A 24882-nucleotide genomic window follows, 5' to 3' on the forward strand; every position below is an offset into this window, starting at 1 on the left:
TAAGTCCAGTACATACGGTGAGTGCTGTCAGCACAAGAGCCCACCGCAGGGAGAACGTCATGATCGTCGTCACCGGAGCCACCGGACAGCTCGGCCGCCTGGTCGTCGAGGGCCTGCTGGCCAAGGTCCCCGCCACCGAGCTCGCGGTGGCCGTCCGCTCGGCCGACAAGGCCGCCGACTGGGCGGCCCGGGGCGTCGACGTCCGGGTGGTCGACTACGACCGGCCCGAGACGCTGGCGGCCGCCTTCGGGGCCGGCGACAAGGTGCTGCTGATCTCGGGCAACGCGGTCGGCACCCGCATCCCGCAGCACACCGCCGTGGTCGAGGCGGCCAAGGCGGCCGGGGTCGCGCTGCTCGCCTACACCGGCATCCTGGGCGGCGACGACGCCAACTTCGCGCTGGCCGACGACCACAAGGGCACCGAGGCGGCCGTGCTGGCCTCCGGCCTGCCCTACGTCTTCCTGCGCAACGGCTGGTACACCGAGAACTACACCGCCAACGCCGCCGTCGCCCTGGAGCACGGCGCCGTGGTCGGCAGCAACGGCGACGCCCGGATCGCCACCGCCAGCCGCCGTGACTACGCCGACGCGGCCGTCGAGGTGCTGACCGGCGAGGGCCACGCGAACCGGGTGTACGAGCTCAGCGGGGACAGCGCCTGGAGCTTCTCGGAGTACGCGGCCGCGCTGGCCGCCGCCTCGGGCCGGCCGGTCGAGTACCGCGACCTGCCCGCCGAGCAGCACCGGGCCGTCCTGGTCGGGGCCGGTCTGCCCGAGGGCTTCGCCACGATCCTGGTCGAGGTCGACGCGGCCATCGCCCGGGGCGAGCTGGCCCGGCACCAGGGCGAGCTGAGCAAGCTGATCGGCCGTCCGACCACCCCGCTGGCGGAGACGGTCGCCGCGGCCGTCTGACCTGTCATGAGTCAAACCCTGATACGGAGATGACAGCCCGCCCTCCCTGCCGCTACCTTCGACCGGAGAGCAGTGCGCGCGGAGGGCGGCCGGTCAATGGCGGGGAAGCAAGAGGCCGGCAGCGGCAACGGGATCGGCTACGGCGTGGCCGCGTACGGAATCTGGGGGCTCTTCCCGCTGTTCTGGCCGCTGCTGGAGCCCAGCAGCGCGGTCGACATCCTGGCCAACCGGATGACCTGGTCGCTGGTGGCCGTGGCCCTGCTGCTGCTGGTCCAGCGCCGGTGGGCGTGGATCAGGCCGCTGCTCGCCCAGCCCCGCAGGCTGGCCCTCTCGGTGCTGGCCGCGATGACCATCACGGTCAACTGGGGCGTGTACATCTGGGCGGTGAACGCCGGCCACGTGGTCGAGGCCAGCCTCGGGTACTTCATCAACCCGCTGGTCACCATCGCCTTCGGCGTCCTGCTGCTGCGCGAACGGCTGCGCACCGCCCAGTGGGTGGCGGTCGGCGTCGGAACGGCCGCGGTCGTGGTGCTCACCGTCGGCTACGGGCGACTGCCCTGGATCGCGCTCACCCTGGCGTTCTCCTTCGGCACCTACGGCCTGCTCAAGAAGAAGGTCGCGCTCGGCGGCCAGGAGAGCTTCGCGCTGGAGAGCGCGGTGATGTTCCCCTTCGCGGTGGCCTTCCTGATCTGGCTGGCGGTCCGCGGCGAGGGCAGCTTCGGGGTCGCCGGCTGGGGACACTCGGGCCTGCTGATGCTCAGTGGGGTGATCACCGCGATCCCGCTGCTCTGCTTCGGCGCGGCCGCCCTGCGGGTGCCGCTGAGCACCCTCGGGCTGCTCCAGTACCTGGCGCCGGTGCTCCAGTTCCTGCTCGGGATCACCGTCTTCCACGAGCAGATGCCGCCCGCCCGCTGGGCCGGGTTCGCCCTGGTCTGGGTCGCGCTGGTGATGCTGAGCTGGGACGCGCTGCGGCGGCTCCGGCAGAACCGGGCGGCGGCCGCGCTCGCGCGGCCGGTCGCGGTGGCCGACGCACCGGAGCGGGCGCTCTCGGCCTGACGTCCCGTGGTGTGAAGAACTCGTTTCCGGATCTCCTCAACCGGGCCGCACTCCTGCTAACGTCCGGGGTGCCACAGCTCGGTGAGGCCCGGGAGGAGTCGCGATGGTCCAGCTCAGCGCTCGGGTGGCCCGGCCGTTCCGACGTGCCGGGGCGGTGGACGGGGCCCTGGTCCTGGCCTCCGGAGGGGCATTGCGGGTGCCCGCCGTCCGCCGCGAGATGGATGCCGCCGAAACCGGTGAGCTCCTGCTCAGTGCCGCCCACCCCGGCGGCCCCGTGACCTTCCGCTGGCAGCGCCCCGGCCACCCGGCGATCACCCTGGAGTCCCCCTACCGGCTGGACCGGGTCGAGCTCAAGGGGTCGCACCGGGCCCGCCTGCACGGCCTGACGGCCGGTGTCCGCCTGGTCTGCCCCGGCTGGTCCCCGCTCTTCCTGGTCTCCCCGACCCAACTCCCGGTCCTCGCCTGCGCAGCCGCGACCTCGCGTACTGCCTGACGATGCAGGTGGCTCGGAAGAGTCAGGGGCTCGGGACTCTGCTGATGTGCGGCTCCGCCGCGTGGGCGACGCCGGCCTCGGAAAAGGTGATCGTCGCGTAGGTGGTCAGGCACTTTCGCAGTGACCCCGGCGCCAGATCTCCTCGCCCACGCGGCGGAGCCGCAAGTCAGCAGAGCCCCGAGCCCCTGGGTAGTAGACGGCTGAACGCCTGCCTACAGCACCGCCCCCGAGCCCCTGGGTAGTCGACCGCTGAGCGCCTGCCTGCAGCGCTGCGCCGAGCTCACGCAGTGATGTCGCGGGAGGTGAAGCGGGCCCAGGCGGCGGAGCCGAAGACGGCTACGTAGACGGCCTGGAGGCCGAGGTTCTGCAGGACGTTGTCCCAGTAGATCGGCTGCCGGAGCAGGTCGCCGAAGCTGAGCCAGTGGTGGGTGAAGAGGTAGGGCTGGATGGCGTGCAGCTGGGGGAAGGTGTCCAGGATCTGCACGGTGATCACCAGCACCACCGTGGTGGCCATGGCGGCGATCCCACTGCCCGTCAGGGTGGAGACGAACAGGCCGATGGCGACCAGCCCGGCCAGTGAGGCGGCGACCACCAGGGCGACCAGGACCGCCCGGAACAGGGCCGCCCCGGGGCCGACGGTGTCGCCGGAGAGCAGGGTGACCTCGCCGAGCGGGAACAGGGCCGCGCCGGTGGCCAGGGCGGACAGCGCGACAGCCAGGGTGGCGGCCAGGCAGAAGGTCATCCCCGCCGCGAACTTGACGGCCAGCAGCCTGGTCCGCCCGGCCGGGGCGACCAGCAGGTAGCGCAGGGTGCCGGAGGCGGCTTCACCGGCGATCGAGTCACCGGCCACCACGCCCACCGTCATCGGCAGGAAGATCGGCAGGGTGACGGCCAGTGAGGTGAAGACCAGGAACAGGCCGTTCTGGGTCACCTGGGCGATGAAGGCCGGACCGCCGCCGCCCCCCGACTCGTCGGTCTGCCACTTGATCACCAGGCCGATCAGCACCGGCAGTGCGGCCAGGATGCCGAGCAGGGTGATCGTCCTGGCCCGACGGAAGGTCAGCCCCAGCTCGCTGCGGAACAGCGAGAGCGAACCCCGCACCGCCACGGCGGCGGCCATCGGCCGCGTCTCAACCAGCGACATCGAAACCCTCCCCGGTCAGTGCCACGAAGGCGTCCTCGAGTGTGCCGCGCTCCACGCCGAAGCCGTGCACCCGGACCCCGGCCTCGACCAGGGCGGCGCAGAGCTTGGGCAGTTCCTGGTCGCCCAGCGGGGTGCCGGAGACCCGGTCCTCGTCGTTCGTCAGGTCGGTGACCTGACGGCCGGCCAGCACCTCGGCGGCCAGCGCGACGTCGGGCGTACGGACCACCAGGCGGCCCGAGGCACGGGCGGCCAGCTCGGCCACCGTGCCCTGCACCAGCAGGCGGCCCTTGGCCATCACGGCCGCGTGGGTGCAGACGTGCTCGATCTCGTCGAGCAGGTGGGAGGAGAGGAAGACGGTGGTGCCGTCGGCCGCGACCTCCCGGATCAGCGCGCGGATCTCCCGCATGCCCTGCGGGTCCAGGCCGTTGGTGGGCTCGTCCAGCACCAGCAGCTCGCGCGGCCGGAGCAGGGCCGAGGCCAGCCCGAGCCGCTGTTTCATGCCGAGCGAGTAGGCCCGGGCCTTCTTGCCCGCCGCGGCGGTCAGCCCGACCCGGTCCAGCGCCTCGTCGACCCGGCGGGACCGGGTGCGCGGGTCGGTGGTCGGGTCGGCGGCGTCGATCCGGGCCAGGTTGTCCCGGCCGGACAGGAAGCCGTACAGGGCCGGGCCCTCGATCAGGGCGCCGACCCGGGGCAGCACCGAGGAGACCGCGCCGGGCATCGGCTCGCCGAGCACGGTGGCCACCCCGGCGGTCGGGGCGATCAGGCCCATCAGCATCCGGATGGTGGTGGTCTTGCCGGAGCCGTTCGGGCCGAGGAAGCCGAAGACCGACCCCCTGGGGACCGTCAGGTCCAGGTTGTCCACCGCCAGCTGCCCGCCCCGGAACCGCTTGGTCAGGCCGCTGGTGCGGATCACGTCCGCCGAGGCGGCCGGGCGGTTGGTGGCCGCCCGGCCGTCCGACTGCTCGAGAAGAGCCACCTACTTCACCCCGGCCGCGCTCTGCAGCACCTGCGGGGTGACCGCACCGGCGAACACCCGGCCGTCGTCGGTGATCAGCACGTTCAGCACCTTGGTGCCGATCAGGGTGCCGCCGCCGACCGGCTTGCCGAGCGCCTTGGCGAACGAACTCCCTTCGCCCGCAGGCAGCTTGCCGGTGAGCACGGTGGCCCAGCCCTGGCCGACCAGGTCGAAACCGCCGGCCCCGGCCGCGCTCGGGAGGTGCTCCGCGGCGCCGTCCCGGGCGGGCGGGGCCTCGGCGGCGTCGGCCCGACGCTCCGTCACCTTGGCGCCCTTGGGGGCGGTGAAGGCGAAGGTCGAGGCGCTCGGCCTGGCGAACGAGACCTGGCTGAAGTGCACGTCCAGCACCTTGGCGCCGTCGGCCGAGCGGACCACCACGGCCAGCGGCACACCGTTGTCGGCGGCCACCGCGATCCGGACCTCGGCGATGGTCGAGCCGCTCTGCTTCGGCTTCACGCTCAGCTGGTACGCCTTCTGCCCGGCCACCTCGGCGGTGCCGTCCACCACCACGGAGGTGGACTCGGCGCCCAGCGTGAGGAACTTCCGGGCCGCGTCCTGCGGGGTGACCGGCAGCGGGGTCTTCGGCCGCTGGGCGGCGGCCGCCGCCGGGCCGGTCAGGTGGATCGCGTCGTTGCTCTTGCTGTCCCAGGCCCACAGCTCGCCGCCGTTGTGCACCAGCTCGTAGCCGGTCAGACCGCCGATCAGCCCGATCCGCTGGCGGTCCGGACCGTCCACCGCGACCTGCAGGGTGTGCTCCCCGCCGAGCAGTTCGAGCAGCTTGCCCTCGGGGGCGGCCGCCGAGCCGCCCTGGTCGCCGCCGCCTCGGTAGCCGCCGCCGGCGCCGGGCAGCCCGCCGAGCAGCTGGGCCGGCACGCCGATGTCGGCCTTGACCTTCACGGTGCCGGACAGCGCCTCGGTGTCGGAGCCGAGCGCCTTGGCCACCACCTGCTCCGCCGTCAGAGCGGGCAGCGAGGGCCCCGAGTCACCGGCCATCGCGGGCACCAGACCGATCCCGGCCGCGGTCAGGGCCACCACACCGACCGGGACCAGCACCCGGGCGGTGGCACGCCGTCCGGATCGGTACGGCTGCACTTGGTCCACCATGACTTCTACCCCTGTCGTCGTCAGATGTCCTGCTCTGCACAACCATTAGAGCCCCTGCCGGGTTCCCGGGCATCGCCCCAGAGGGCGGGACGCCCGTACGACCAGGGGTGCAGCCGACCCTGAGTCCACATCAGGGTCGTGTCATCCCGGTGGACGAACCGCTGGGTATCGTCGCCCTCATGAATCCTTCGGAGGACCAGCCGACCGCCCCGACGGCCAACTCGATGCGGCGCGCACTCCGCCGGGCCAGGGACGGGGTGGCGCTCGACGTGGCCGAAGCGGCGGTGCTGCTCCGGGCCCGCGGCGCCGATCTGACGGACCTCTGCGCCACGGCGGCCCGGATCAGGGACGCCGGATTGGCCGAGGCCGGGCGGCCCGGGGTCATCACGTACTCGAAGAAGGTCTTCATCCCGCTCACCCGGCTCTGCCGGGACCGCTGCCACTACTGCACCTTCGTCACCGTGCCCGGCAAGCTCCGCAAGGACGGCCACGGTCTCTACCTCTCGCCGGACGAGGTGCTGGAGATCGCCCGGCAGGGCGCGGCGATGGGCTGCAAGGAGGCGCTGTTCACGCTCGGCGACCGCCCCGAGGACCGCTGGCCGGAGGCCCGCGAGTGGCTGGACGCGCACGGGTACGACGACACCCTCTCGTACGTCCGGGCGATGTCGATCCGGGTGCTGGAGGAGACCGGGCTGCTGCCGCACCTCAATCCCGGGGTGCTGAGCTGGACCGACTTCCAGCGGCTCAAGCCGGTCGCCCCCTCGATGGGGATGATGCTGGAGACCACCGCGACCCGGCTCTGGTCCGAGCCCGGCGGCCCGCACTTCGGCTCGCCGGACAAGGAGCCGGCCGTCCGGCTGCGGGTGCTGGAGGACGCCGGCCGCAGCGCGGTGCCGTTCACCACCGGGGTGCTGATCGGCATCGGGGAGACCTACGAGGAGCGCGCCGACGCGCTGTTCGCGATCCGCCGCACCGCCCGCCGCTACCACGGCGTGCAGGAGGTGATCGTGCAGAACTTCCGGGCCAAGCCGGACACCGCGATGCGGGCCATGCCGGACGCCGAACTGGAGGAGCTGGCCGCCGCGATCGCGGTCACCCGGCTGGTGCTCGGCCCGTCGGCGCGGATCCAGGCCCCGCCGAACCTGGTGGACGAGGAGTACCCGTTGATCATCGGCGCGGGCATCGACGACTGGGGCGGCGTCTCCCCGCTCACCCCCGACCACGTCAACCCCGAGCGCCCCTGGCCGCAGATCGAGGAGCTGGCCGCCCGGACGGCGGCCCAGGGCTTCGCGCTGCGCGAGCGGCTGACGGTGTATCCGGAGTACCTGCTGCGCGGCGAACCGTGGCTGGACCCGCGCATCCTGCCGCACGTCCGGGCGCTGGCCGATCCGGAGACCGGGCTGGCCCGGGAGGACGCGATGCCGGTGGGCCTGCCCTGGCAGGAGCCGGAGGACCTGCCGGTCTCGTTCGGCCGGACCGAGCTGCACCTGGAGATCGACACCGAGGGGCGGACCGGCGACCGGCGGGCCGACTTCGAGGAGGTCTACGGCGACTGGGACGAACTCCGCGCCCAGGTCGGCAGTTCGGCGCCGGAGCGGCTCGGCGGCGACCTGCGGGAGGCCCTGGCGGTCGCGGCGGACGACCCGACCCGGCTCACCGACAGCCAGGCGCTGGCCCTGTTCCGGGCCGACGGCGCCGGGCTGGACGCGCTCTGCGGGATCGCCGACGCGGTCCGCCGGGACGCGGTCGGTGAGGAGGTCACGTACTGCGTCACCCGGAACATCAACTTCACCAACGTCTGCTACACCGGCTGCCGGTTCTGCGCCTTCGCCCAGCGGCGCACCGACGCCGACGCCTACACCCTCTCGCTGGACCAGGTCGCCGACCGGGCCGAGCAGGCCTGGGAGGTCGGGGCCACCGAGGTCTGCATGCAGGGCGGCATCCACCCCGACCTGCCGGGCACCGCGTACTTCGACATCGCCCGGGCGGTGAAGGCCCGGGTGCCCGGCATGCACGTGCACGCCTTCTCCCCGATGGAGGTGGTCAACGGCGCGACCAGGACCGGCCTCTCGATCCGGGACTGGCTGGCCGAGGCGAAGGCCGCCGGCCTCGACACCATCCCCGGCACGGCGGCGGAGATCCTCGACGACGAGGTCCGCTGGGTGCTCACCAAGGGCAAGCTGCCCGCCGCCACCTGGGTGGAAGTGGTCAGCACCGCCCACGAGTTGGGCATCCGCTCGTCCTCCACCATGATGTACGGCCACGTGGACAACCCGACCCACTGGCTGGGGCACCTGCGGCTGCTGGCCGAGATCCAGCAACGGACCGGTGGTTTCACCGAGTTCGTCACGCTGCCGTTCATCCACACCAACGCCCCGGTCTACCTGGCCGGGATCGCCCGGCCGGGGCCCACCATGCGGGACAACCGTGCGGTGATGGCGATGGCCCGGCTGCTGCTGCACCCGCACATCCCCAACATCCAGACCAGCTGGGTGAAGCTGGGGGCGGCGGGGGCGGCCGAGATGCTCCGCTCCGGTGCGAACGACCTGGGCGGCACCCTGATGGAGGAGACCATCTCCCGGATGGCCGGCTCCGCCTACGGCAGCTACATGTCCGTCCGCGACCTCGAAGCCATCGCCGAAGCCGCCGGCCGCCCCCACCGCCAACGCACCACCACCTACGGCGAGGTCACCCCCGAACGCAGGGCGGCCGCCCTGGCCTCGGACGGCCACCTGCCGCAACTGCTCCCCGTCCTCGACTGAGGGGAACCACCAGGGGCTCGGGGAACTGCGACGCCCACCTAAGGAGCGTTCAACGTGCGTACAGGGTCAGGTGCTTTCGCAGTGACCCGCACGGCAGATCTCCTCGCAGTTCCCCGAGCCCCTGGACCGTGGATGCCCGATCGCCTGCCTGAAGTCAGCCCGCGAGGAGGTGGTCGCGGAGCTGGTGGGCGTCGATGCCGAGGCCGTACTTGAGGTAGCGGTCGAAGGAGCCGTACTTGGCCTGGACCTCGTCGAAGCCGGCGTTCAGGTACTCCGGACGGACGTCCAGCAGCGGCTTGTAGACGGCCTGGTAGGGAGCCGGCAGCTGCGCCAGGATCGCCGCGTTGGCCGCCGCCCGGTAGTCGTTGCTGGCCAGGTAGTCGGCCTCGACCGTGCTGCGCGGCACGCCGAGCGCGGTGAGCAGCGCGGCGTTCGCCCACCCGGTGCGGTCCTTGCCGGCGGTGCAGTGGAACAGGATCGCGTGCCGGTCGTCGGCGGCCCGGAGCACGTTCCGGTAGGCGGACCTGGCGCTGTCGGCGGCGACCATCACGCGCTCGGCGTCGACCATCGCCTGGACGGCGGCTGCGGGCGAGGTGACGTTGAAGGCGCCGGTGTCGGCGACGCCGAGCACGTTGGCGTTCACCACGGTGGCGCCGGCCGGGATGCGGTCGGGGGCGGTCTTCTGCTCGCCGGGGGTGCGCAGGTCGAAGACCTGCCGGAGGCCGAGCCGCTGGAGCTTGGCCAGGTCGGCGTCGGTCAGCCTGCTCAGGTCGTCCGAGCGGTAGACCTCGCCCATCTTCACCCAGTGGCCGTCGGCGGTGCGGTAGCCGCCCGCGTCGCGGAAGTTGGGGGCGGAGGCCAGGTGCAGCGAACGGTCGGCGACGGTCAGCGACTCGCCCCGGTCCGGGACCAGCTCGAAGAACCAGCGGTCGGCGGTGGCCAGCCCGGTGACCGTGACGGTGGCCGAGCCGTTGCCCCGGGCGACGGGGGTGCGGTGCCGGATGCCGTCCCGGTCGGTGCCCGCGTACACGGTGACCCGGCGGGTGCCGGGGGCGGTCCAGTCGAGCTTGAAGGAGCCGTCCGCCTGCTGGGTCACGGTGGCGGCGGTGAACGGGATGCGGTGGGCGGACTGCTGGGCGGACCGGGTGGGGGAGTCGGCCAGCGCGGTCCCGGTGGCGAGCGCGCCGGAGCCGAGGGTGAGCGCGCTGGTGAGGGCCACGGCGAGGGCGAGACGCGAGGGGGAGGTGGTCATGCTGCGGACGTTAGGAACCTCCGGGCGTTGCCGGATGGCCGCCGGGTGGCGCTGTGGCAACAATGTGTTGACGAGCTGGTGTTCGCGGGCGGAGGTCCAAATCGGAGCGGTATTCGAATACAGTGCGGATGCGCTCCAGCCCGGCCGCCGCCGGGGGCGGGCAGCTCCCGTACCCGAGGAAAGGTGCCGTCCGTTGATGCCACTGTGGTCGCGCGCGCAGCAGCAGGACTTCCGCAGCAGGGTGCGCGGCTGTCTGCTCGGCGGGGCGATCGGTGACGCGCTCGGCGCCGGGATCGAGTTCGAGTCGCTGGAGAGCATCCGCGCCGCGCACGGGTCGGCCGGGGTGTCGGGCTACGTCCCCGCGTACGGCCGGGCGGGCCGGGTCACCGACGACACCCAGATGACGCTGTTCACCGTGGACGGGCTGATCCGGGCCCATGCCCAACGGGACGGCGGGAGTTGGCATCCGCCGACCGACGTGCACCAGGCGTACCTGCGCTGGGCGGCGACCCAGTACGACTGGGGCCCGGACGAGCGCAGGAGCGACCTGGGCTGGCTCGGGCGGCAGGAGTGGCTGTACGCGCAGCGCGCCCCCGGGCAGGCCTGCCTGTCGGGGCTGACCGGCCCGGACGCGGAGCGGCCCGGCACGCTCGATGCGCCGCGCAACCCGGAGTCGAAGGGGTGCGGCACGGTGATGCGGGCCGCGCCGTTCGGGCTGTTGACCGCCTGGGAGCCCGGCCTGGTGTTCCAACTGGCGGTCGAGTGCTCGGTGTTGACGCACGGCCATCCGACCGGCTACCTGGCGGCCGGGGCCTTCGCGGTGATCGTGCACACGGTGGCCAGGGGCGGCACCCTGGAGGAGGGCGTCCACCTGGCGCTGGCCACGCTGTCCGACCACCCGGGCCACGAGGAGACCACGGCGGCGCTGCGCAAGGCGCTGGACGCGGTCCGGGCGGGGGAGCCGTCGGCCGACCGGGTCGAGGAGCTGGGCCAGGGCTGGGTCGCCGAGGAGGCGTTGGCGATCGGGGTCTACTGCGCCCTGGTCGCGCACGACCTGAAGTCCGGCCTGCTGCTGGCGGTCAACCACTCCGGAGACAGTGACTCGACCGGCGTGGTCTGCGGGAGCCTGCTCGGCGCCCTGCACGGCGAGACGGCGCTGCCGCCCGAGCTGCTGGCCGAACTGGAGGGCCGGGGCACGATCCTGGAGCTGGCCGACGACTTCGTGCTGGAACTGCTGCACGGGCCCGAACTGCGCGGCGCCGCCTGGTCGGAGCGCTACCCGCTGAAGTAGCCCGGGAACAGCGGAGCGGGCCGCCGGCTGGTCGCCTGCGGCCCGCTCCCCGGGGCGACGGGGTCTCAGATCTCGCCGAAGGCACCGGTGGCGGTGGCGGTGGCGAACGTGGCCCACGCCTCCTGGCTGAAGTGCAGCTGGGGGCCCTCGGGGTCCTTGGAGTCACGGACGGCGATGGTGGCGCTGCTCGGGACGGCGATCTCGACACAGGCGCCGTTGCCACCGCTGTGGCTGCTCTTGCGCCAGGTCAGGTTGCTGGTCGACTTCGTGCTCATCTCTTGAACCCCTCTGCATAGGTGTGAATCAATGACCGGCTCTCCGCGACGCTGAGCGCTGCGGCCCGCAGGTGGTCGTACAGATTGGTATAGCGGCGGACGTCGGCCTCCTTCTCGAGGTAGAGGTCGCTCGTCACTCCTTCGAAGTAGACGACGGTCGAATCCGCCGACTCCGGGAACTCCATCAGGGAAAATGTCCCGGTCATGCCGGGATGCGCACCGTGCCGGAACGGGATCACCTGCAGGTTGATGTTCGGCCGCTCGCTCAACTCCAGCAGCTGGAGCAGCTGATCGGCCATCACCCGCGGGCCGCCCACCACCCGGATCAGCACGGCCTCGTCTATCACCACCCAGAGACTGCCGAGCTGGTCCTCGCCGTATATCCGGCTCTGCCGCTTCAGCCGGACGTCCACCCGCCGCTTGATGGCGCCCACTTCGGTGTCCGGCTGGGTGCCCTCGACCACCGCCTCGGCGTACTCCCTGGTCTGCAGCAGACCGGGGACGAAGGAGGACTCGTAGGCCCGGATCGAGCTGGCCTCGGCCTCCAGGCCGATGTAGACGCTGTACGGGATGTCGCCGAACTCGTGCCACCAGCCGCGCTGCCGGGACTCCCGGGCCATCTCCATCAGCCCGGCCCTGACCCGCTCGTCGCCGACCTCGTAGACGTCGCAGAGGTCCCGGACGTCCCGCTGGCTGATCGAGCGGCGCCCGTTCTCCAGGCGGCTGATCTTGGACTGGGAGACCATCAGACGGCCGGCCACCTCCTCGGCGGTCAGCCCCTTCAGTTCGCGCAGACGCCGCAGTTCGGCGCCGAGCCTGCGTCGCCGAACTGTCGGATTGATGTTGGCGGACACATCGACCTCCGGCCGGGCCTCTGGCGCACCGGAGAGTGGCGCGCCTCGGAAGACTGTGGAAATTGGTACCAACCCCCCTGACTTGGAGCAGCATGCCATCTTGACTCGGTCCGGCGCGGGGGAATCACAGGAGGGCACTAGAACAGATCATCGGAAAACCACTCAATCGGGATCATGGCCCTTGCGCCCCGGCCCTGGAACCGGTATAGCGGCCCGCGCCGCCGTGAAATGCCAACGGGGCGGTCGGGACCGGCAGTTGACTGCCTGGTCCGACCGCCCCGAAGGGTCCGTCCGTTCATCGGCGCGCACGGTCCGCCGTACGCTCCGGTCAGCGGGCTACCGCCCGGCTGACCATCCCGTGGCCGTTGCCGCCCGAGGTCGGCCGGCTCGGGGCCGGTCGACCGGTCGGCGCCGGCCTGGTCGGTCCGGCGGCCGTCGCCGGACCACGGGCCTGGTTGGGCAGCCCGTTCTGAACGTCCATCACCGCGTGCGCCACCATGCCGCCCAGCGGGTCGTACCTGATCAGGTCGCGCAGTCGTGACCGCGAGGACCTGCCCTCGTTGCCCGGGTAGAGGTGCTTGCCCAGGCCGACGGCATGCGCCAGTGCGGCCAGTGCGGCCGTCCTGGGGTCCGGCGGGACGCCCGTGCGGATCGCGGTGTCCAGCCGCTGCTTGATCGCGGCGTTGGTGCAGTCGTCCGACGCCTGGTAACGCGTCGTCGGCAGCACACCGCACACCTGGCCCGGCACGGCAGTCACCATGCCGCACCTCTCCAGGTGCGCCAGGTAGGTCTGCCGGAGCCCCAGTCGGGGCCCGCCGATCCAGTGCGCGGCCCGCACCGGGCTGCCACGACGGCGCAGCAGTTCCAGTGCGTGGTCCAGGGTCGGGTCACCGGTCGGTCGTGGCAGCACCACGGCGATCCGGTCCCCGTCCGGGACGATCCTTCCGGCCAAGGACAGCTCGACGAGCTGTGCCCCGGCGAGTCCGAGGTCGAGGGTCTGCGGCTGCGCCGTGGTGCCCGTGGTCGGGTCCAAGGCGAGCAACAGGAGTTCCTCGGGAATAGTTCTGCGGCTCTTGCCCATCCAAGCCTCCCCGCGTGGATGAATGACAGAGTGACGCCTCTCACAGCGGCTTGTCGAGTACGCCTCCGAATCGTGACCTAGCGGTGGGGGCTGGAACCGCCCCGTACGGGCCTCGCGTCCCTGGCTGGGAGAGCCCGGTCCGAGGTCGGTTCGGCCGAATAGTGGCCGGTCGGGCGGGGTGTGACGGCCGTTACGGCCCTCGGTGCCGGAGACTGGACAGCTAACCGGCGAATGGAAATCGGGTTCGGCCGGTACGGCGGACGAGGAGGATGGGTTACGTGGGCGAGTCCCCCGACAAGGTGCGGCGCGACGGGGAAGGCGAGGAGGAGGTGTCGGTCGATGCGACCGGGACCGGAACGAACGGCTCCACCGTCCAGCTGAGGGTCCGGGATGTGGACAGCCGGACCACCATGCTGAGGCTGCCGGTGGACAACGCGACCACCATGCTCCGGCTGCCGGAGGAGACCGAACCCGAGGCTGTGACCAGCCCGGACAAGTCTGAGGCGGTGGCGGCCGAGGCCGCCGAGGAGCCCCGGGGGGTCGATCCCCGTCTCGCGGTTCGGGACGCCGAGGACGAGGCGGACGAGGTCGAGGAGGACCGGATCGAGGCCGAGGTGACGGAGCCCGAGGTGGTCGAGCCCGAGCCCGAGGCCGAGCCCGAGGTCGCGGAGGTCGAGGCCGAGCCGGTGGTCGCGTTCGCCAAGCCGCCGGTGCAGGTCTGGACCGTCCCCGAGCCCGCCGGTCTGCCGGTCGAGGAGCCGCCCGCCCCGCTGCCGGTGCCCGAGACCACCGACGAGGCGATGGAGGTGCTGGCCGCGCTCTCCGCCCGTCCGGTCTCGCCGCTCCGCCGGGGCGTCAAGCGGGTCACCGTCTGGAGCCTGTTCCTCGTCGTGGTGATCGGTGCGGTGGTGGTCGCCCAGCTGCTCCGCCCGCTGCCGGACCCCAAGGTCAAGCTCTCGCTGGCCAACTCGTACACCTTCACCGGCAGCCCGCTCGCCCTGCCCTGGCCGGCCAAGGGCCAGGCTGCGGCCGAGGTGGTCGGGGTCGGCAGCCTGGGCAGCTCGGGGCCCGAGACCCCGGTGCCGATCGCCAGTGTCACCAAGGTGATGAACGCCCACCTGATCCTCCGGGACCACCCCCTGAAGAAGGGTGAGCCCGGCTCGGTGATCACGGTGGACAAGCAGGCCGCCGACGAGTCCGCCAACACGGACGAGTCCCGGGCCCAGCTCACCGAGGGCCAGAAGCTCTCCCAGTTCGAGGCGCTCGAACTGCTGATGCTGCCCTCGGCCAACAACGTCGCCCGGCTGCTGGCCCGCTGGGACGCCGGCTCCGAGGCGGAGTTCGTCAAGAAGATGAACGACGAGGCCAAGGCGTTCGGCATGACCAACACCACGTACGCGGACCCGGCCGGGTACAACAACGACACCAAGAGCACCGCCAAGGACCAGCTCAAGCTGGCCGGACAGGTGATGAAGGACGACGTGTTCCGCCAGGTGGTCGCCACCCCGGACATGACCTTCAACAACCAGCGGATCTACAACACCAACGGCCTGCTCTCCGCCAAGAACGGCGTGATCGGCGGCAAGACGGGTTCCAGCACCCCCGCCGGTTCCTGCCTGATGTGGGCGGCGGTCAAGGACGTCGGCGGCACCAAGCGGATGATCATCGGCGTCACACTGGGACAGCCGGCGACCACCGTGGACAATCTGCTGAAGGCGGCCCAGACGGTCAGTCAGAAGATCATCACCGGTGCCCAGGACGGGCTGACCGGCCAGACCCTGGCCAAGCAGGGCCAGGTCGTCGGGTACGTGGACGACGGGCTCGGCGGTCAGGTGCCGGTGGTCGCCACCAAGGACCTGACGGTCGCGGGCTGGTCCGGGATCACCGCCCAGCTCACCATGAACACCCAGCAGCTCGGCCACTCCGTCAAGGCCGGTACCCAGGTCGGGACCATCGCGGCGGGCGAAGGCGACGGCAAGGTCGAGGTACCGGTGACCCTGCAGTCGGATCTCGCCCCGCCGTCGATCGTGTCGCGGCTGCTTCGCCTCACGTAGGCAGGCGCTCAGCTTTTTGGCAGGTGCTCCAGTGCTACGGCCCCGAGCCCCTGGTGGCCGAGCCCGGAGCGCAGTTCACCGGTCAGGCCCGGCGGCCCCAGGTGCCCGCTTGGGTGGGGCTGCCGAGGTGGCGGGCGAGCAGGGGCTCCTCGGCCACGACGCGGCCGAGGGCGATGGCCAGGGTGACGGCGGTGAAGAGCACGATCAGCCAGGACAGCGAGGTGAACACCACGCCGTACGGGCCGAATTTGGTGATGCTGCGGGAGACCGCGCCGGGCAGGTAGACCTGGGCGGCGATGCCGAGGCCGGTGATGGCGGCGCCGGCCAGCAGGGCGCCGGGGAGCAGCGGGTACCAGCGGACCCGGCTGCCGAGCAGCAGGTGCTGGGTCCACCACCAGAGGGCGGTGGCGAGGAGCATGAAGAGCGGCAGTCCCAGCCAGGCCCCGGCGCCGAAGCCCTTGCGGACCGGGGCCTGGAAGACCAGCACGACCAGCCACACCGCGAGCCAGGCGAGCCAGCGCCAGGCGGCCACCCGGGTGCCGGACCTGGGCATCTCCCAGCAGCGTTCGCAGACCCGTTGCATGGCCCGGCTGAGGGCGGTCGCGGAGAGCAGGGTGACCAGGGCGCCGATCAGGCCGAAGCTCTGGGCGACGTCGTCGTGGCCGGCCGACATCAGCTGCCGGACCTGCTGCTGGGCCTCGCCCTGCAGGCCGAGCTGGTCCCGGAGCGAGCCGACCACGCCGTCCCGGACGCTGCTGGGGGCGAACACGGCGACCACGAAGAGGGCGGGCAGGGCGCTGAGGAAGGCCTGGGCGGCCAGCCGGGTCGCGCTGTCCAGCAGGTTGACCCGGACGAGTTGCCCGACCGCGCGGCCGACGATCGGGATCCGGTCGGGCAGGCCCTTCGCGGTCGCGGTCAGGGCGGCGAGCCTGCTCCTGACCCGGGCCCACCGGCCGGGCTCCCGCGGAGCCCGGGTCGGCGACTCTGTCACGCGAAACCTCCGGGGCGGCCTGGGGCCTCCATCCTCACCCGGAAGTACCGGCCCCGCACGCGGGGCCTGAGCTGCCGTCAGCTGCGGCGGAGCTTGTCGAGGCGGGCGGTGAGTCCCCAGGCGGTGACCCGCCACAGGGCCTCCAGCACGATGCCCCGGCTCATCTTGGACGCACCCAGCTCACGCTCCACGAACGTGATCGGCACCTCCGCCACCTTGTAACCCGCCTTCACCGTCCGCCACGCCAGATCCACCTGGAAGCAGTACCCCGCCGAAGCGACGTGCTCCATCCCCAGACCCTCCAGCGTCTCCCGCCGAAACGCCCGGTACCCACCCGTCACATCCTTGATCGGCACATCCAGCATCAACCGCGAATACAGCGAACCACCACGCGACAACAACAGCCGCGAACGCGGCCAGTTCACCACCTCACCACCGGGCACCCACCGCGAACCCAGCACCAGATCCGCACCCCGCAACGCCGTCAACAACCGCGGCAGCTCCTCCGGCCGGTGCGAACCATCCGCATCCATCTCCACCAGCACCTGGTACCCACGGTCGATCCCCCACCGGAACCCCGCCAGATACGCCGCCCCCAGCCCCTCCTTGCCCCGACGGTGCAGCACATGCACCTGCCCGTCCGCAGCGGCCAGCTTGTCCGCGATGTCACCCGTACCGTCCGGACTGTTGTCGTCCGCCACCAGAACATGCGCCTCCGGCACCGCCGCCCGCACCCGGGCAGTGATCCGCTCGACGTTCTCCGCCTCGTTGTACGTCGGAATGATCACCAGCACCTCACCAAGATCGGCGAAGGAGCTCTCCAGGTCAGCCGTGGTCACGCTTATGCCTTTCTCACCAGCAGAGACACCCGCAGACCCGGCACGATCTGGATCTGGGTGGGGACGAACGCGTTCTGCAGAGCTGCGGTCTGGTCGCTCGGCAGTCCCTGGTAGGGGCTGTCGCCCGCGTCGATGGTAACGACCCAGATCCGGGGCGTGTCACCGACGCAGCGCTCGGCCACCGGGCAGGGGACGTCGTAGAGGTCCTCGGCCTGGGTGGCGTCCCGTTCGATCATCAGCGGGACCGGGCGGACCGAGTCCGGCAGGTAGAAGGAGAGGCCGGGGCCGACCATCGCCCAGGCCTGGGCGCCGCCGGTCACGACGATCCCGTCGCCCGGCCGGTAGCCCGCCGCGATCACGTCGGCCCCGCCCGCGAAGTCCCGGTCGCCGTGGGCGAGCACGGTGCGTTGCTGCTCCTGGAGGGGTTCGCCGGCCAGCAGCGGGATCGCGACCAGGGCCAGCGCCGTGCCGACGGCCAGTGGACGGGGTGCCGCTGCCGGCCGGCCCAGCAGGTCCGCCAGGGCGCCCAGGCCGCCACCCGCCAGCATGGCCAGCGCGGGCACCGTGAAGAGCAGGTAGCGGTCCAGAAAGTAGGAGGAGGTGCCCTGCGAGGCCTGCCAGACCGCCAGCACCGGCAGCACGGCCAGCAGCAGCGCCTGCGCCGCGCCCCGGGTGAACCGGGGGTGCAGCAGGGCGACCACGGCGCAGGCGCCGAAGAAGTACAGCAGGTCCAGCGGGGACAGCAGGCTCCGCCAGAAGTAGTGCAGCGCCGGCTCCGAGGGCTTGGGCAGCCAGCCGAGCTGCCGGCCCGCCTGCCGGTCGCCGTAGACGGCCACCGGGACGGCCGGGGCCAGTGCGACCAGCACGGCCAGCGGGAAGTGCCAGAGCACCCGGGCCGCGCGCGGCTCCCGGTGGCGGGCCCACCACTGGGCGAGCACCAGGAACACCTGACCGACCAGGCTGCTCAGCGAGACCAGGTGGCAGCAGCCGGCCACCGCCATCGCCAGTGCGTACAGCGACCAGCGGCCCACTCCGGGCCGGTCCAGTGCCCGGAGCAGCAGCCAGCAGGCCGCCGCCACGGCGCAGGTCACCACGGCGTAGGAGCGGACCTCCTGGGCGTAGCGGGAGATCAGCGGGACGGTGGCCAGCAGCAGCCCGGCGGCCAGGCCGGCCGTCCGGCTGCCGAACAGTCGCCGGGCGGCGAGCGCGGTGAAGGCGGCCGCTCCGGCCATCGCCAGCGCGGAGGGCAGCCGGAGGCTCAGTACCGAGTCGCCGAACACCGCCGACCAGAAGTGCAGCAGGACGTAGTAGGCGCCGTTGCTGGCGTCGACGTTGGCCAGCATCCCGAAGAGCTGGTCGAGGTCGCGGGTGGCGGCGCTCCAACTGGAGATCTCGTCGCGCCACAGTTCGGGGCGGGTGGTGTGGCGCAGACCGACCAGCAGCATGGCCAGGGCAGGCCACAGCCAGACGCTACGGAGGAGGTTTCTGAGGTGACTCAAGATCTGATCTGATCATCCGTCTGAATGGTGACTAATCGAATTCAGCCTAGCGCCCGGATGATCAGTGCAAAAATCCCCTCCGCCGGCTCCGCGTTCGCCCTGTTCAGCCGCCCCCCAGCCGACGGTTGCGGGTCCGGCGGTCCGCCGTCCGCTGTTCGATCGGACGGTCCGTCAGCTCGCCCAGGGCGGCGGCGATCGCCCCGGCCACCCGGTCGGCGAAGGCGTCCGGCTCCTCGGCGGCGTCCGGCCGTTCCGGGAGGATCCGGTCCACCAGGCCGGCCGCCAGCAGGTCGGTGGCGCCGATCCCCTGGGAGCGGGCCAGCTCGGCCGCGTGCGCGCCGTCCCGGTGCATGATCGCCGAGGCGCCCTCGGGCGGCAGCGGGGCCAGCCAGCCGTGTTCGGCCGCGAGCACCAGGTCGGCAGGCAGCAGCGCCAGCGCGCCACCGCCCGAGCCCTGGCCGAGCAGCACCGAGAGCACCGGGGTGCGGAGCGCCACCAGGGCGCTCAGGCAGCGGGCGATCTCCACCGCCAGGCCGTCCAGCTCGGCCTGGGCCGAGAGTTCGGCCCCGGTGGTGTCCACCAGGGTGACCAGCGGCAGTCCGAGCTGTTCGGCGATCCCGGCCGTCCGCCGGACGGCGCGCAGGTCGGCGGCGGTGAACGGGTGTGCCGAGCCCGGGCGTTGGCCGACCAGGACGGCGGGCTGTCCGCCGAATCTGACCAGCGCCCGGACCAACGCCCGGTCCGGGGCCGCCAGTTCCACCACGCCCGGGTCGGCGGCCGCCAGCACCGCGTCCGTCCCGGGCCGTCCGGGCAGCCGACTGAGGCCGACCGACTCCCAGGCGTCGGCCGGTGCCGGGGTGTGCGCGGGGCCCGCTGCGGGGGCCGGTTCGGCCGGGTCGGCCAGCACCGCGAGGGCCCGCCCGACCACCTCGGCCAGCTGCCCGGGCGGCACCACCGCGTCGATCAGGCCGCGCCCGGCCAGCGTCTCGGCGAGCTGGACCTCGGCGGGCAGCTCCACCCCGCGCAGCTCCTGGTGGGCCCGGGGACCGAGGAAGCCGAGCCGGGCCCCCGGCTCGGCCAGCACCAGGTGGCCGAGCGTGCCCCAGGATGCGAACACCCCGCCCATGGTGGGGTTCCGCAGGTACGTCAGATAGGGCAGTCCGGCCTCCTGGTGGGCCAGCACGGCGGCGGAGATCCGCACCATGCAGAGGAAGGCCGCGGTGCCCTCCTGCATCCGGGTGCCGCCGGAGACCGGCAGGGCCAGCAGCGGCAGCCGCTCGGCGGTGGCCCGCTCCACCGCCCTGGTGATCCGCTCGGCGGTGGCCACCCCGATCGAGCCGCCCAGGAAGCCGAACTCCGAGACCACCACCGCCACCGGCCGGCCGGCCAGCAGGCCCCGACCGGTGGTCACCGCCTCGTCCAGGCCGGTCCTGGCCCTCGCCCTGGCCAGCGTCGCCCCGTACGAGGGTTCGTCCCCGTCGTACTCGACCGGCTGGTCCCAGCAGCTGAAACTCCCCTGGTCCAGCAGGAGTTCGATCATCCGATCCGCCGTCAACTCACCCTCCCCGGAAAGACCCGTCATCGGCCTAACCCTGCCCGATAGGGTCGCCGCCATGGCCGAGGAAGAGCGTGTTGACGATCACTATTGGGCCACCACCCGGGCCTGGGTCACCTCGACCCTGGGGGCGGGGGAGCGGATCGGGGCGGTGGAACGGCTGCGCGGGGGCTGGACCTCCGAGATGCGGCGGCTGCGGATCGACCGGCCGGCCGGCGGGCCCACCCATCTGGTGCTGCGCTCGTTCGTCCAGCCGTTCTTCCTGGAGCACGCCGAGGCGCTGCTCGGGCGGGAGGCCGAGGTGCTGACCCTGCTCGGCCCCACCGAGGTGCCCGCCGCCGGGCTGCACGCCGTGGACCCGGCGGGTCTGCACTGCGACCACCCCTCGCTGTTGATGACGCTGCTGCCCGGCACGGTGCGGCTGGACGACGGGGAGGCCGGCGCCCGGGCGGAGCTGCTGGCCCGTCAGCTGGTGACCATCCACCGCACCGCCGTCGCCGCCCGCCCCCGGGAGTACCAGCCCTGGACCGGGCCGGAGCGGGTCCGGATACCCGAGGACACCGCCCGCCCCGAGCTCTGGGAGCGCGCGGTGCAGGTGATCCGCCGGGACCCGCCGCCGTACCGGGGGACCTTCCTGCACCGGGACTTCCACCCCGGCAACGTCCTGTTCAGCGGCACCGGCGCGGAGCTGCGGATCAGCGGGGTGGTGGACTGGGTGGAGACCTCCTGGGGCCCGGCCGACCTCGACGTGGCGCACTGCTCCACCGCGCTGGCACTGCTGCACGGCCCGGCCGAGGGCCTGCGGTTCGCCGCCCGCTACACGGCCGCCGGGGGTGTCCTCGACCCGGACCCGGCGGCCCACCTGTACTGGCGGCTGTTGGACGCCCTCGCCTACGCCCCCGACGCGGAGAAGGTCGCCACCCCCTGGCGCGAGCTGGGCCGCACCGACCTCACCCCGGCCCTGCTGACCGACCGTCTGGAGGAGTACCTGGCCGCCCTGCTGGTCAGCCCGCGGTGATGAAGCCCTGCTCGATCAGCCAGTCGCGGGCCACCTGGCGAGGGTCCTCGCCGTCCACGTCCACCTTGGAGTTCAGCCGCTGGGCGACGGTGTTGTCGAGCCGGGCCGAGATTGGGTCGAGCAGCTCCGCCAGCACGGGGTACCTGGCCAGCGTGGCGCTGTGCAGCTCGGGGGCGGCGTTGTAGTTGGGGAAGTAGTGCCGGTCGTCCGCCAGCACGCTCAGGCCGAGCGCGGCGATCCGGCCGTCGGTGCTGTACACGTCGCCGAGGATGCAGGCCGAGCCGTCGGCCACGGTGGTGTAGACGATCCCGGCGTCCATGGTCCGGATGTTGGAACGCGGCACCGTCATCCCGTACGCCGCCGTCACTCCCGGCAGGCCGTCGTCCCGGACGCTGAACTCGTTGTCCACGCAGAGCGACACGGCGGACGGGTCGCGGTGCGACAGCTCCGCCAGGTCGGACAGCGTGTGCAGCCCGTGCTTCGCCACGTTGGCGGCGTTGCCCGCGAAGGCGTAGGTGTCGTTCAGCGCGGACTGCGGCAGCCAGGTGACGCCGTTGGCCAGGTCGGCGTCGTGCACCGCCTGCCACTGCTGCTGCGGATCGGTGATCGGGTCGGTGTGGCCGAGGTAGGTGATCCAGCCGGTGCCGGTGTACTCGTACATCGCGTCGGCGGTGCCCGAGACGATCGCCTGCCGGGCGCCGATCGAGCCGGAGATGTTGGTGCGGTCGGTGACCGTGGCCCCGGCGGCCGTCCAGACCAGGCCGATCATCTCGGCCAGGATCACGTTCTCGGTGAAGTTCTTGGAGGCGATGGTGAGGTCGGCCCCGGCCAGCGGCCGGCCCTGGCCGAGCGAGCCGGGCGCCACGTCGGCCGGGATCACGCTGCCGCTGTGCAGGCCGCAGCCGGCCAGCAGCAGGGCGCCCACCACCGCCAGGGCCGCCGACCGCCTCACCGCCCGACCTCCAACCCCTTCGGGCTGAGCCGGAGTTCGGCCAGCGAGGCGAGCCAGTCCACCAGCAGGGCCAGGCAGACGGTGAGCACCGCGCCGACCACCAGCACCCTGGTCCGCTGGGTGGTGATGCCCGCCGTGATCAGGTTGCCGAGACCACCGCCGCCCGCGAACGAGGCGAGCGTGCCGGTGCCGACGTTCAGCACCAGCGCGGTCCGCACGCCCGCCAGGATCAGCGGGACCGCCAGCGGGAGTTCGACCCTGGTCAGCACCCCGGGCGAGGACATCCCGATGCCCCGGGCGGCGTCCAGCAGCGCCGGGTCGATCGCCCGCAACCCGGCCATGGTGTTGCTGAGCACCGGCAGCACCGCGTACGCGACCATCGCCACCAGCGCGGTCCTGGCCCCGATGCCGAGCCAGAAGGTGAGCAGCGCCAGCAGCCCGATCGCCGGGGTGGCCTGGCCCAGGTTGGCCAGCACCACCGCCGCCGGTGCGGCGGGCCGGGCGAACCCGCGGGTCAGCAGCACCCCGGCGGGCAGCGCCAGCAGCAGCACGAAGAAGGTGGAGACGGCGGTCAGTTCGACCTGTTGCCAGAGGTAGAGCCGGACCTGGCCGCCGTCCAGCGCGTTCCGCTCGATCGAGTCCAGCGGGGCGTTGACGATCCACAGGTAGGTCGCCAGCAGCACCCCGGCCAGCACGGCCGGGGTGGTGAGCAGTCTGCCGCGGGTGATCACCGGCCCTCCAACTCCTCTCGGGTGTGCGGCTGCTGGTGCTCGACCAGCTCCTCGTGGCCCTCCAGTGCGGCCAGCCGGTCCGCCTCCAGCAGCTCGTGCACCGAGTTGAGCAGCGTCTCCATGTCCACCACGCCGAGGTACTCGCCGCGCCGCCCGGTGATCGGCACCCGTCCCGAACTGTCCGTCAGCACCGCCTCCAGCGCGTCCCGCAGGGTGGCGTCCCGGCTCACCGTGTGGGTCACCGGCGTGCCCGCCCTGGCCAGCGACCCCCGGGCCCGGGCCAGGTCGCCCCGGCGCAGCCACTTGTACGGGCGGCTGTGCCGGTCCAGCACCAGCAGCTCGCTGACCCCGCCGATCCGCAGCCGATTGAAGATCACCTGGAGCGGTTCGTCCGCCGAGACGGCGGGCCAGTCGGCCACCCCGACGTCCCGGACCCGGGTCAGGTTGAGCCGCTTGAGCGCCGCGCCCGCCCCGACGAAACCGGAGACGAACTCGTCCGCCGGATTGGTCAGGATCGCCTCGGGGGTGTCGAACTGGGCGATCCTGGACTGCTCGCGCAGCACGGCGATCCGGTCACCCAGCTTGATCGCCTCGTCGAAGTCGTGGGTGACGAAGACGATGGTCTTGTGCAGCTCGTGCTGCAGCCGGATCAGCTCGTCCTGCAGGTGGTCCCTGGTGATCGGGTCCACCGCGCCGAACGGCTCGTCCATCAGCAGCACCGGCGGGTCCGCCGCCAGCGCCCTGGCCACCCCGACCCGCTGCTGCTGCCCACCGGAGAGGCGGCGCGGATAGCGGTCGTGGAACTCGCGCGGATCGAGCCCGACCAGGTCGAGCATCTCCTCCACCCGTTCCTTGACCCGCTTCTTGTCCCAGCCGAGCATCCTCGGCACCTGGGCGATGTTCTCCGCCACCGTCAGGTGCGGGAACAGGCCGGAGGACTGGATCGCGTAGCCGATCCGGCGGCGCAGCTTCACCGGGTCGATGTCGGTGACGTCCTCGCCGCCGATCCTGATCCGGCCGGAGGTCGGCTCGATCAGCCGGTTGATCATCCGCAGCGTGGTGGACTTCCCGCAGCCCGACGGGCCGACCAGGATCACCGTCTCGCCCGCCGCGATCTCCATGCTGACCGAGTCCACCGCCGGGTTCGCACTGCCCGGGTAGCGCTTGGTCAGCTGCTCCAGCTCGATGGTCGCGCCGGTGACGTCAGCCATGCAGTCCTCGCGATACCGTCAGGCGCCCCAGCAGCACGAGCGCGGCGTCGAAGAGCAGCGCGAGCAGCACGATGCCCAGGGTCCCGGCCAGCACCTCGTTCAGCGCGTTGGCGCTGCCGAGGCTGGCCAGCCCGGAGAAGATCTCGTTGCCCAGCCCCGGCCCCGAGGCGAACGCCGCGATCGCCAGGATGCCCATGCTCATCTGGGTGGAGACCCGGATGCCCGCCAGGATCACCGGCCACGCGATCGGCAGTTCCACCCTCAGCAGCCGGGCCGCACCGGTCATCCCGATCCCGCGCGCCGCGTCCACCAGCGCCGGGTCCACCCCGCGCAGCCCGACGATCGCGTTCCGGACGATCGGCAGCAGCGCGTACAGCACCAGCGCCGTGACGGTCGGCGGGACACCGAGGCCGAGCACCGGGATCAGCAGGCCCAGCAACGCGTACGAGGGCAGGGTCAGGATGGTGCCGGTGGTCAGCACCGCGATCCGGCCGCCCCGCTCGCTGCGGTAGGTCAGCGCCCCGATCGCCACCCCGGCGAGGGCGGCCACCAGCATGCACTGGAACACCGCGCTGGCGTGCTGGAACGCATCCGAAAGCAGCTGCTCCCGACGGCTGCTGACGTACTCCCAGAAATCCACACTCCCCATCACACCCCGTCAGCTGCGGGCCCACCTCTTCTGGTGACCCATCAGGGGCCGGGGCTGCGCTCCGGGCAGGGCGTCCGGTTGCACGGTCCAGGGGCTCGGGGAACTGCGACGCCGGCCCTTGCAGGGTGATCGTCGCGCAGCTGGCCAG

General features: G+C 72.4%; 22 protein-coding genes. 7 read left to right on the plus strand and 15 right to left on the minus strand.

Annotated elements, in window-relative coordinates; all coding sequences use genetic code 11:
* The first annotated feature begins 59 nt into the window (after positions 1 to 59).
* From OHV05_RS20125 to OHV05_RS20135, 3 genes are all read left to right on the plus strand, one after another.
* Positions 60 to 908 (plus strand): SDR family oxidoreductase, encoded by an 849-nt coding sequence (locus tag OHV05_RS20125; RefSeq protein WP_405018911.1) that lies wholly within the window; start codon positions 60 to 62, stop codon positions 906 to 908.
* A 96-nt stretch (positions 909 to 1004) separates the two neighbouring features.
* Positions 1005 to 1964 (plus strand): EamA family transporter RarD, encoded by a 960-nt coding sequence (gene rarD / locus OHV05_RS20130; RefSeq protein WP_403037383.1) that lies wholly within the window; start codon positions 1005 to 1007, stop codon positions 1962 to 1964.
* Between the two features lie 103 nt (positions 1965 to 2067).
* Complete coding sequence (locus OHV05_RS20135) at positions 2068 to 2457, plus strand: hypothetical protein (protein WP_405018912.1); 390 nt, start codon at positions 2068 to 2070, stop codon at positions 2455 to 2457.
* A gap of 280 nt (positions 2458 to 2737) precedes the next feature.
* Here OHV05_RS20135 and OHV05_RS20140 read toward each other — a convergent pair whose 3' ends face one another.
* From OHV05_RS20140 to OHV05_RS20150, 3 genes are all read right to left on the minus strand, one after another.
* On the minus strand, positions 2738 to 3601 hold the full coding sequence (locus OHV05_RS20140) for an ABC transporter permease (protein ID WP_405018913.1): 864 nt from the start codon (positions 3599 to 3601) through the stop codon (positions 2738 to 2740).
* A complete protein-coding gene (locus OHV05_RS20145) occupies positions 3588 to 4514 on the minus strand; it encodes an ABC transporter ATP-binding protein (RefSeq protein ID WP_403037423.1) in 927 nt (308 codons plus the stop codon). Before OHV05_RS20145 ends, OHV05_RS20140 begins: the two co-directional genes overlap by 14 nt.
* A 63-nt stretch (positions 4515 to 4577) precedes the next feature.
* The gene (locus OHV05_RS20150; RefSeq protein WP_405018914.1) at positions 4578 to 5720 is read right to left on the minus strand and encodes a LolA family protein; all 1143 of its coding nucleotides are present in this window, start codon (positions 5718 to 5720) and stop codon (positions 4578 to 4580) included.
* A gap of 179 nt (positions 5721 to 5899) precedes the next feature.
* Here OHV05_RS20150 and OHV05_RS20155 point away from each other — a divergent pair, with 179 nt between their 5' ends.
* A complete protein-coding gene (locus tag OHV05_RS20155) occupies positions 5900 to 8482 on the plus strand; it encodes a bifunctional FO biosynthesis protein CofGH (protein ID WP_405018915.1) in 2583 nt (860 codons plus the stop codon).
* Between the two features lie 154 nt (positions 8483 to 8636).
* Here the strand turns inward: OHV05_RS20155 and OHV05_RS20160 are convergent, their stop codons facing one another.
* Positions 8637 to 9734: a tyrosine-protein phosphatase gene (locus OHV05_RS20160; RefSeq protein ID WP_405018916.1), complete on the minus strand. Its 1098-nt coding sequence runs from the start codon at positions 9732 to 9734 to the stop codon at positions 8637 to 8639.
* Between the two features lie 196 nt (positions 9735 to 9930).
* Between OHV05_RS20160 and OHV05_RS20165 the strand changes: the two genes are divergently transcribed.
* Positions 9931 to 11025, plus strand: a complete 1095-nt coding sequence (locus tag OHV05_RS20165; protein ID WP_405018917.1) for an ADP-ribosylglycohydrolase family protein — start codon at positions 9931 to 9933, stop codon at positions 11023 to 11025.
* A gap of 65 nt (positions 11026 to 11090) precedes the next feature.
* Here OHV05_RS20165 and OHV05_RS20170 read toward each other — a convergent pair whose 3' ends face one another.
* From OHV05_RS20170 to OHV05_RS20180, 3 genes are all read right to left on the minus strand, one after another.
* Positions 11091 to 11300, minus strand: coding sequence for a DUF397 domain-containing protein (locus tag OHV05_RS20170; protein WP_405018918.1), 210 nt, complete (start codon positions 11298 to 11300; stop codon positions 11091 to 11093).
* The gene (locus OHV05_RS20175) at positions 11297 to 12154 is read right to left on the minus strand and encodes a helix-turn-helix domain-containing protein (protein WP_403037405.1); all 858 of its coding nucleotides are present in this window, start codon (positions 12152 to 12154) and stop codon (positions 11297 to 11299) included. Before OHV05_RS20175 ends, OHV05_RS20170 begins: the two co-directional genes overlap by 4 nt.
* A gap of 328 nt (positions 12155 to 12482) precedes the next feature.
* On the minus strand, positions 12483 to 13235 hold the full coding sequence (locus OHV05_RS20180) for a GPP34 family phosphoprotein (RefSeq protein WP_405018919.1): 753 nt from the start codon (positions 13233 to 13235) through the stop codon (positions 12483 to 12485).
* Positions 13236 to 13513: 278 nt separating this feature from the next.
* Between OHV05_RS20180 and OHV05_RS20185 the strand changes: the two genes are divergently transcribed.
* Positions 13514 to 15289, plus strand: coding sequence for a D-alanyl-D-alanine carboxypeptidase (locus OHV05_RS20185; RefSeq protein WP_405018920.1), 1776 nt, complete (start codon positions 13514 to 13516; stop codon positions 15287 to 15289).
* A gap of 82 nt (positions 15290 to 15371) precedes the next feature.
* Here the strand turns inward: OHV05_RS20185 and OHV05_RS20190 are convergent, their stop codons facing one another.
* From OHV05_RS20190 to OHV05_RS20205, 4 genes are all read right to left on the minus strand, one after another.
* On the minus strand, positions 15372 to 16280 hold the full coding sequence (locus OHV05_RS20190) for a YhjD/YihY/BrkB family envelope integrity protein (protein ID WP_405018921.1): 909 nt from the start codon (positions 16278 to 16280) through the stop codon (positions 15372 to 15374).
* A gap of 77 nt (positions 16281 to 16357) precedes the next feature.
* Positions 16358 to 17119: a polyprenol monophosphomannose synthase gene (locus OHV05_RS20195; RefSeq protein ID WP_405018922.1), complete on the minus strand. Its 762-nt coding sequence runs from the start codon at positions 17117 to 17119 to the stop codon at positions 16358 to 16360.
* Positions 17120 to 17121: 2 nt separating this feature from the next.
* A complete protein-coding gene (locus OHV05_RS20200; RefSeq protein WP_405018923.1) occupies positions 17122 to 18618 on the minus strand; it encodes a glycosyltransferase family 39 protein in 1497 nt (498 codons plus the stop codon).
* A gap of 103 nt (positions 18619 to 18721) precedes the next feature.
* A complete protein-coding gene (locus OHV05_RS20205) occupies positions 18722 to 20200 on the minus strand; it encodes a carboxyl transferase domain-containing protein (RefSeq protein ID WP_405018924.1) in 1479 nt (492 codons plus the stop codon).
* Between the two features lie 31 nt (positions 20201 to 20231).
* On the opposite strand from OHV05_RS20205, the gene OHV05_RS20210 reads away from it, so the two are divergent.
* A complete protein-coding gene (locus tag OHV05_RS20210; RefSeq protein ID WP_405018925.1) occupies positions 20232 to 21191 on the plus strand; it encodes a phosphotransferase family protein in 960 nt (319 codons plus the stop codon).
* Here OHV05_RS20210 and OHV05_RS20215 read toward each other — a convergent pair.
* From OHV05_RS20215 to OHV05_RS20230, 4 genes are read right to left on the minus strand one after another with little or no spacing between them, the layout of a single operon-like run.
* Positions 21178 to 22143, minus strand: coding sequence for a glycine betaine ABC transporter substrate-binding protein (locus tag OHV05_RS20215; RefSeq protein ID WP_405018926.1), 966 nt, complete (start codon positions 22141 to 22143; stop codon positions 21178 to 21180). The genes OHV05_RS20210 and OHV05_RS20215 overlap by 14 nt on opposite strands.
* Positions 22140 to 22874 carry an ABC transporter permease gene (locus OHV05_RS20220; protein WP_405018927.1) on the minus strand — a complete coding sequence of 245 codons (735 nt, stop codon included), beginning with the start codon at positions 22872 to 22874 and terminating at the stop codon, positions 22140 to 22142. Before OHV05_RS20220 ends, OHV05_RS20215 begins: the two co-directional genes overlap by 4 nt.
* Positions 22871 to 24085, minus strand: a complete 1215-nt coding sequence (locus OHV05_RS20225; RefSeq protein ID WP_405018928.1) for a betaine/proline/choline family ABC transporter ATP-binding protein — start codon at positions 24083 to 24085, stop codon at positions 22871 to 22873. The genes OHV05_RS20220 and OHV05_RS20225 overlap by 4 nt, the downstream gene beginning before the upstream one ends.
* Complete coding sequence (locus tag OHV05_RS20230) at positions 24078 to 24725, minus strand: ABC transporter permease (RefSeq protein WP_405021501.1); 648 nt, start codon at positions 24723 to 24725, stop codon at positions 24078 to 24080. The genes OHV05_RS20225 and OHV05_RS20230 overlap by 8 nt, the downstream gene beginning before the upstream one ends.
* Positions 24726 to 24882 lie beyond the last annotated feature (157 nt).

It is taken from the genome of Kitasatospora sp. NBC_00070, assembly GCF_045041205.1.
Classification (GTDB): Bacteria; Actinomycetota; Actinomycetes; order Streptomycetales; family Streptomycetaceae; genus Kitasatospora.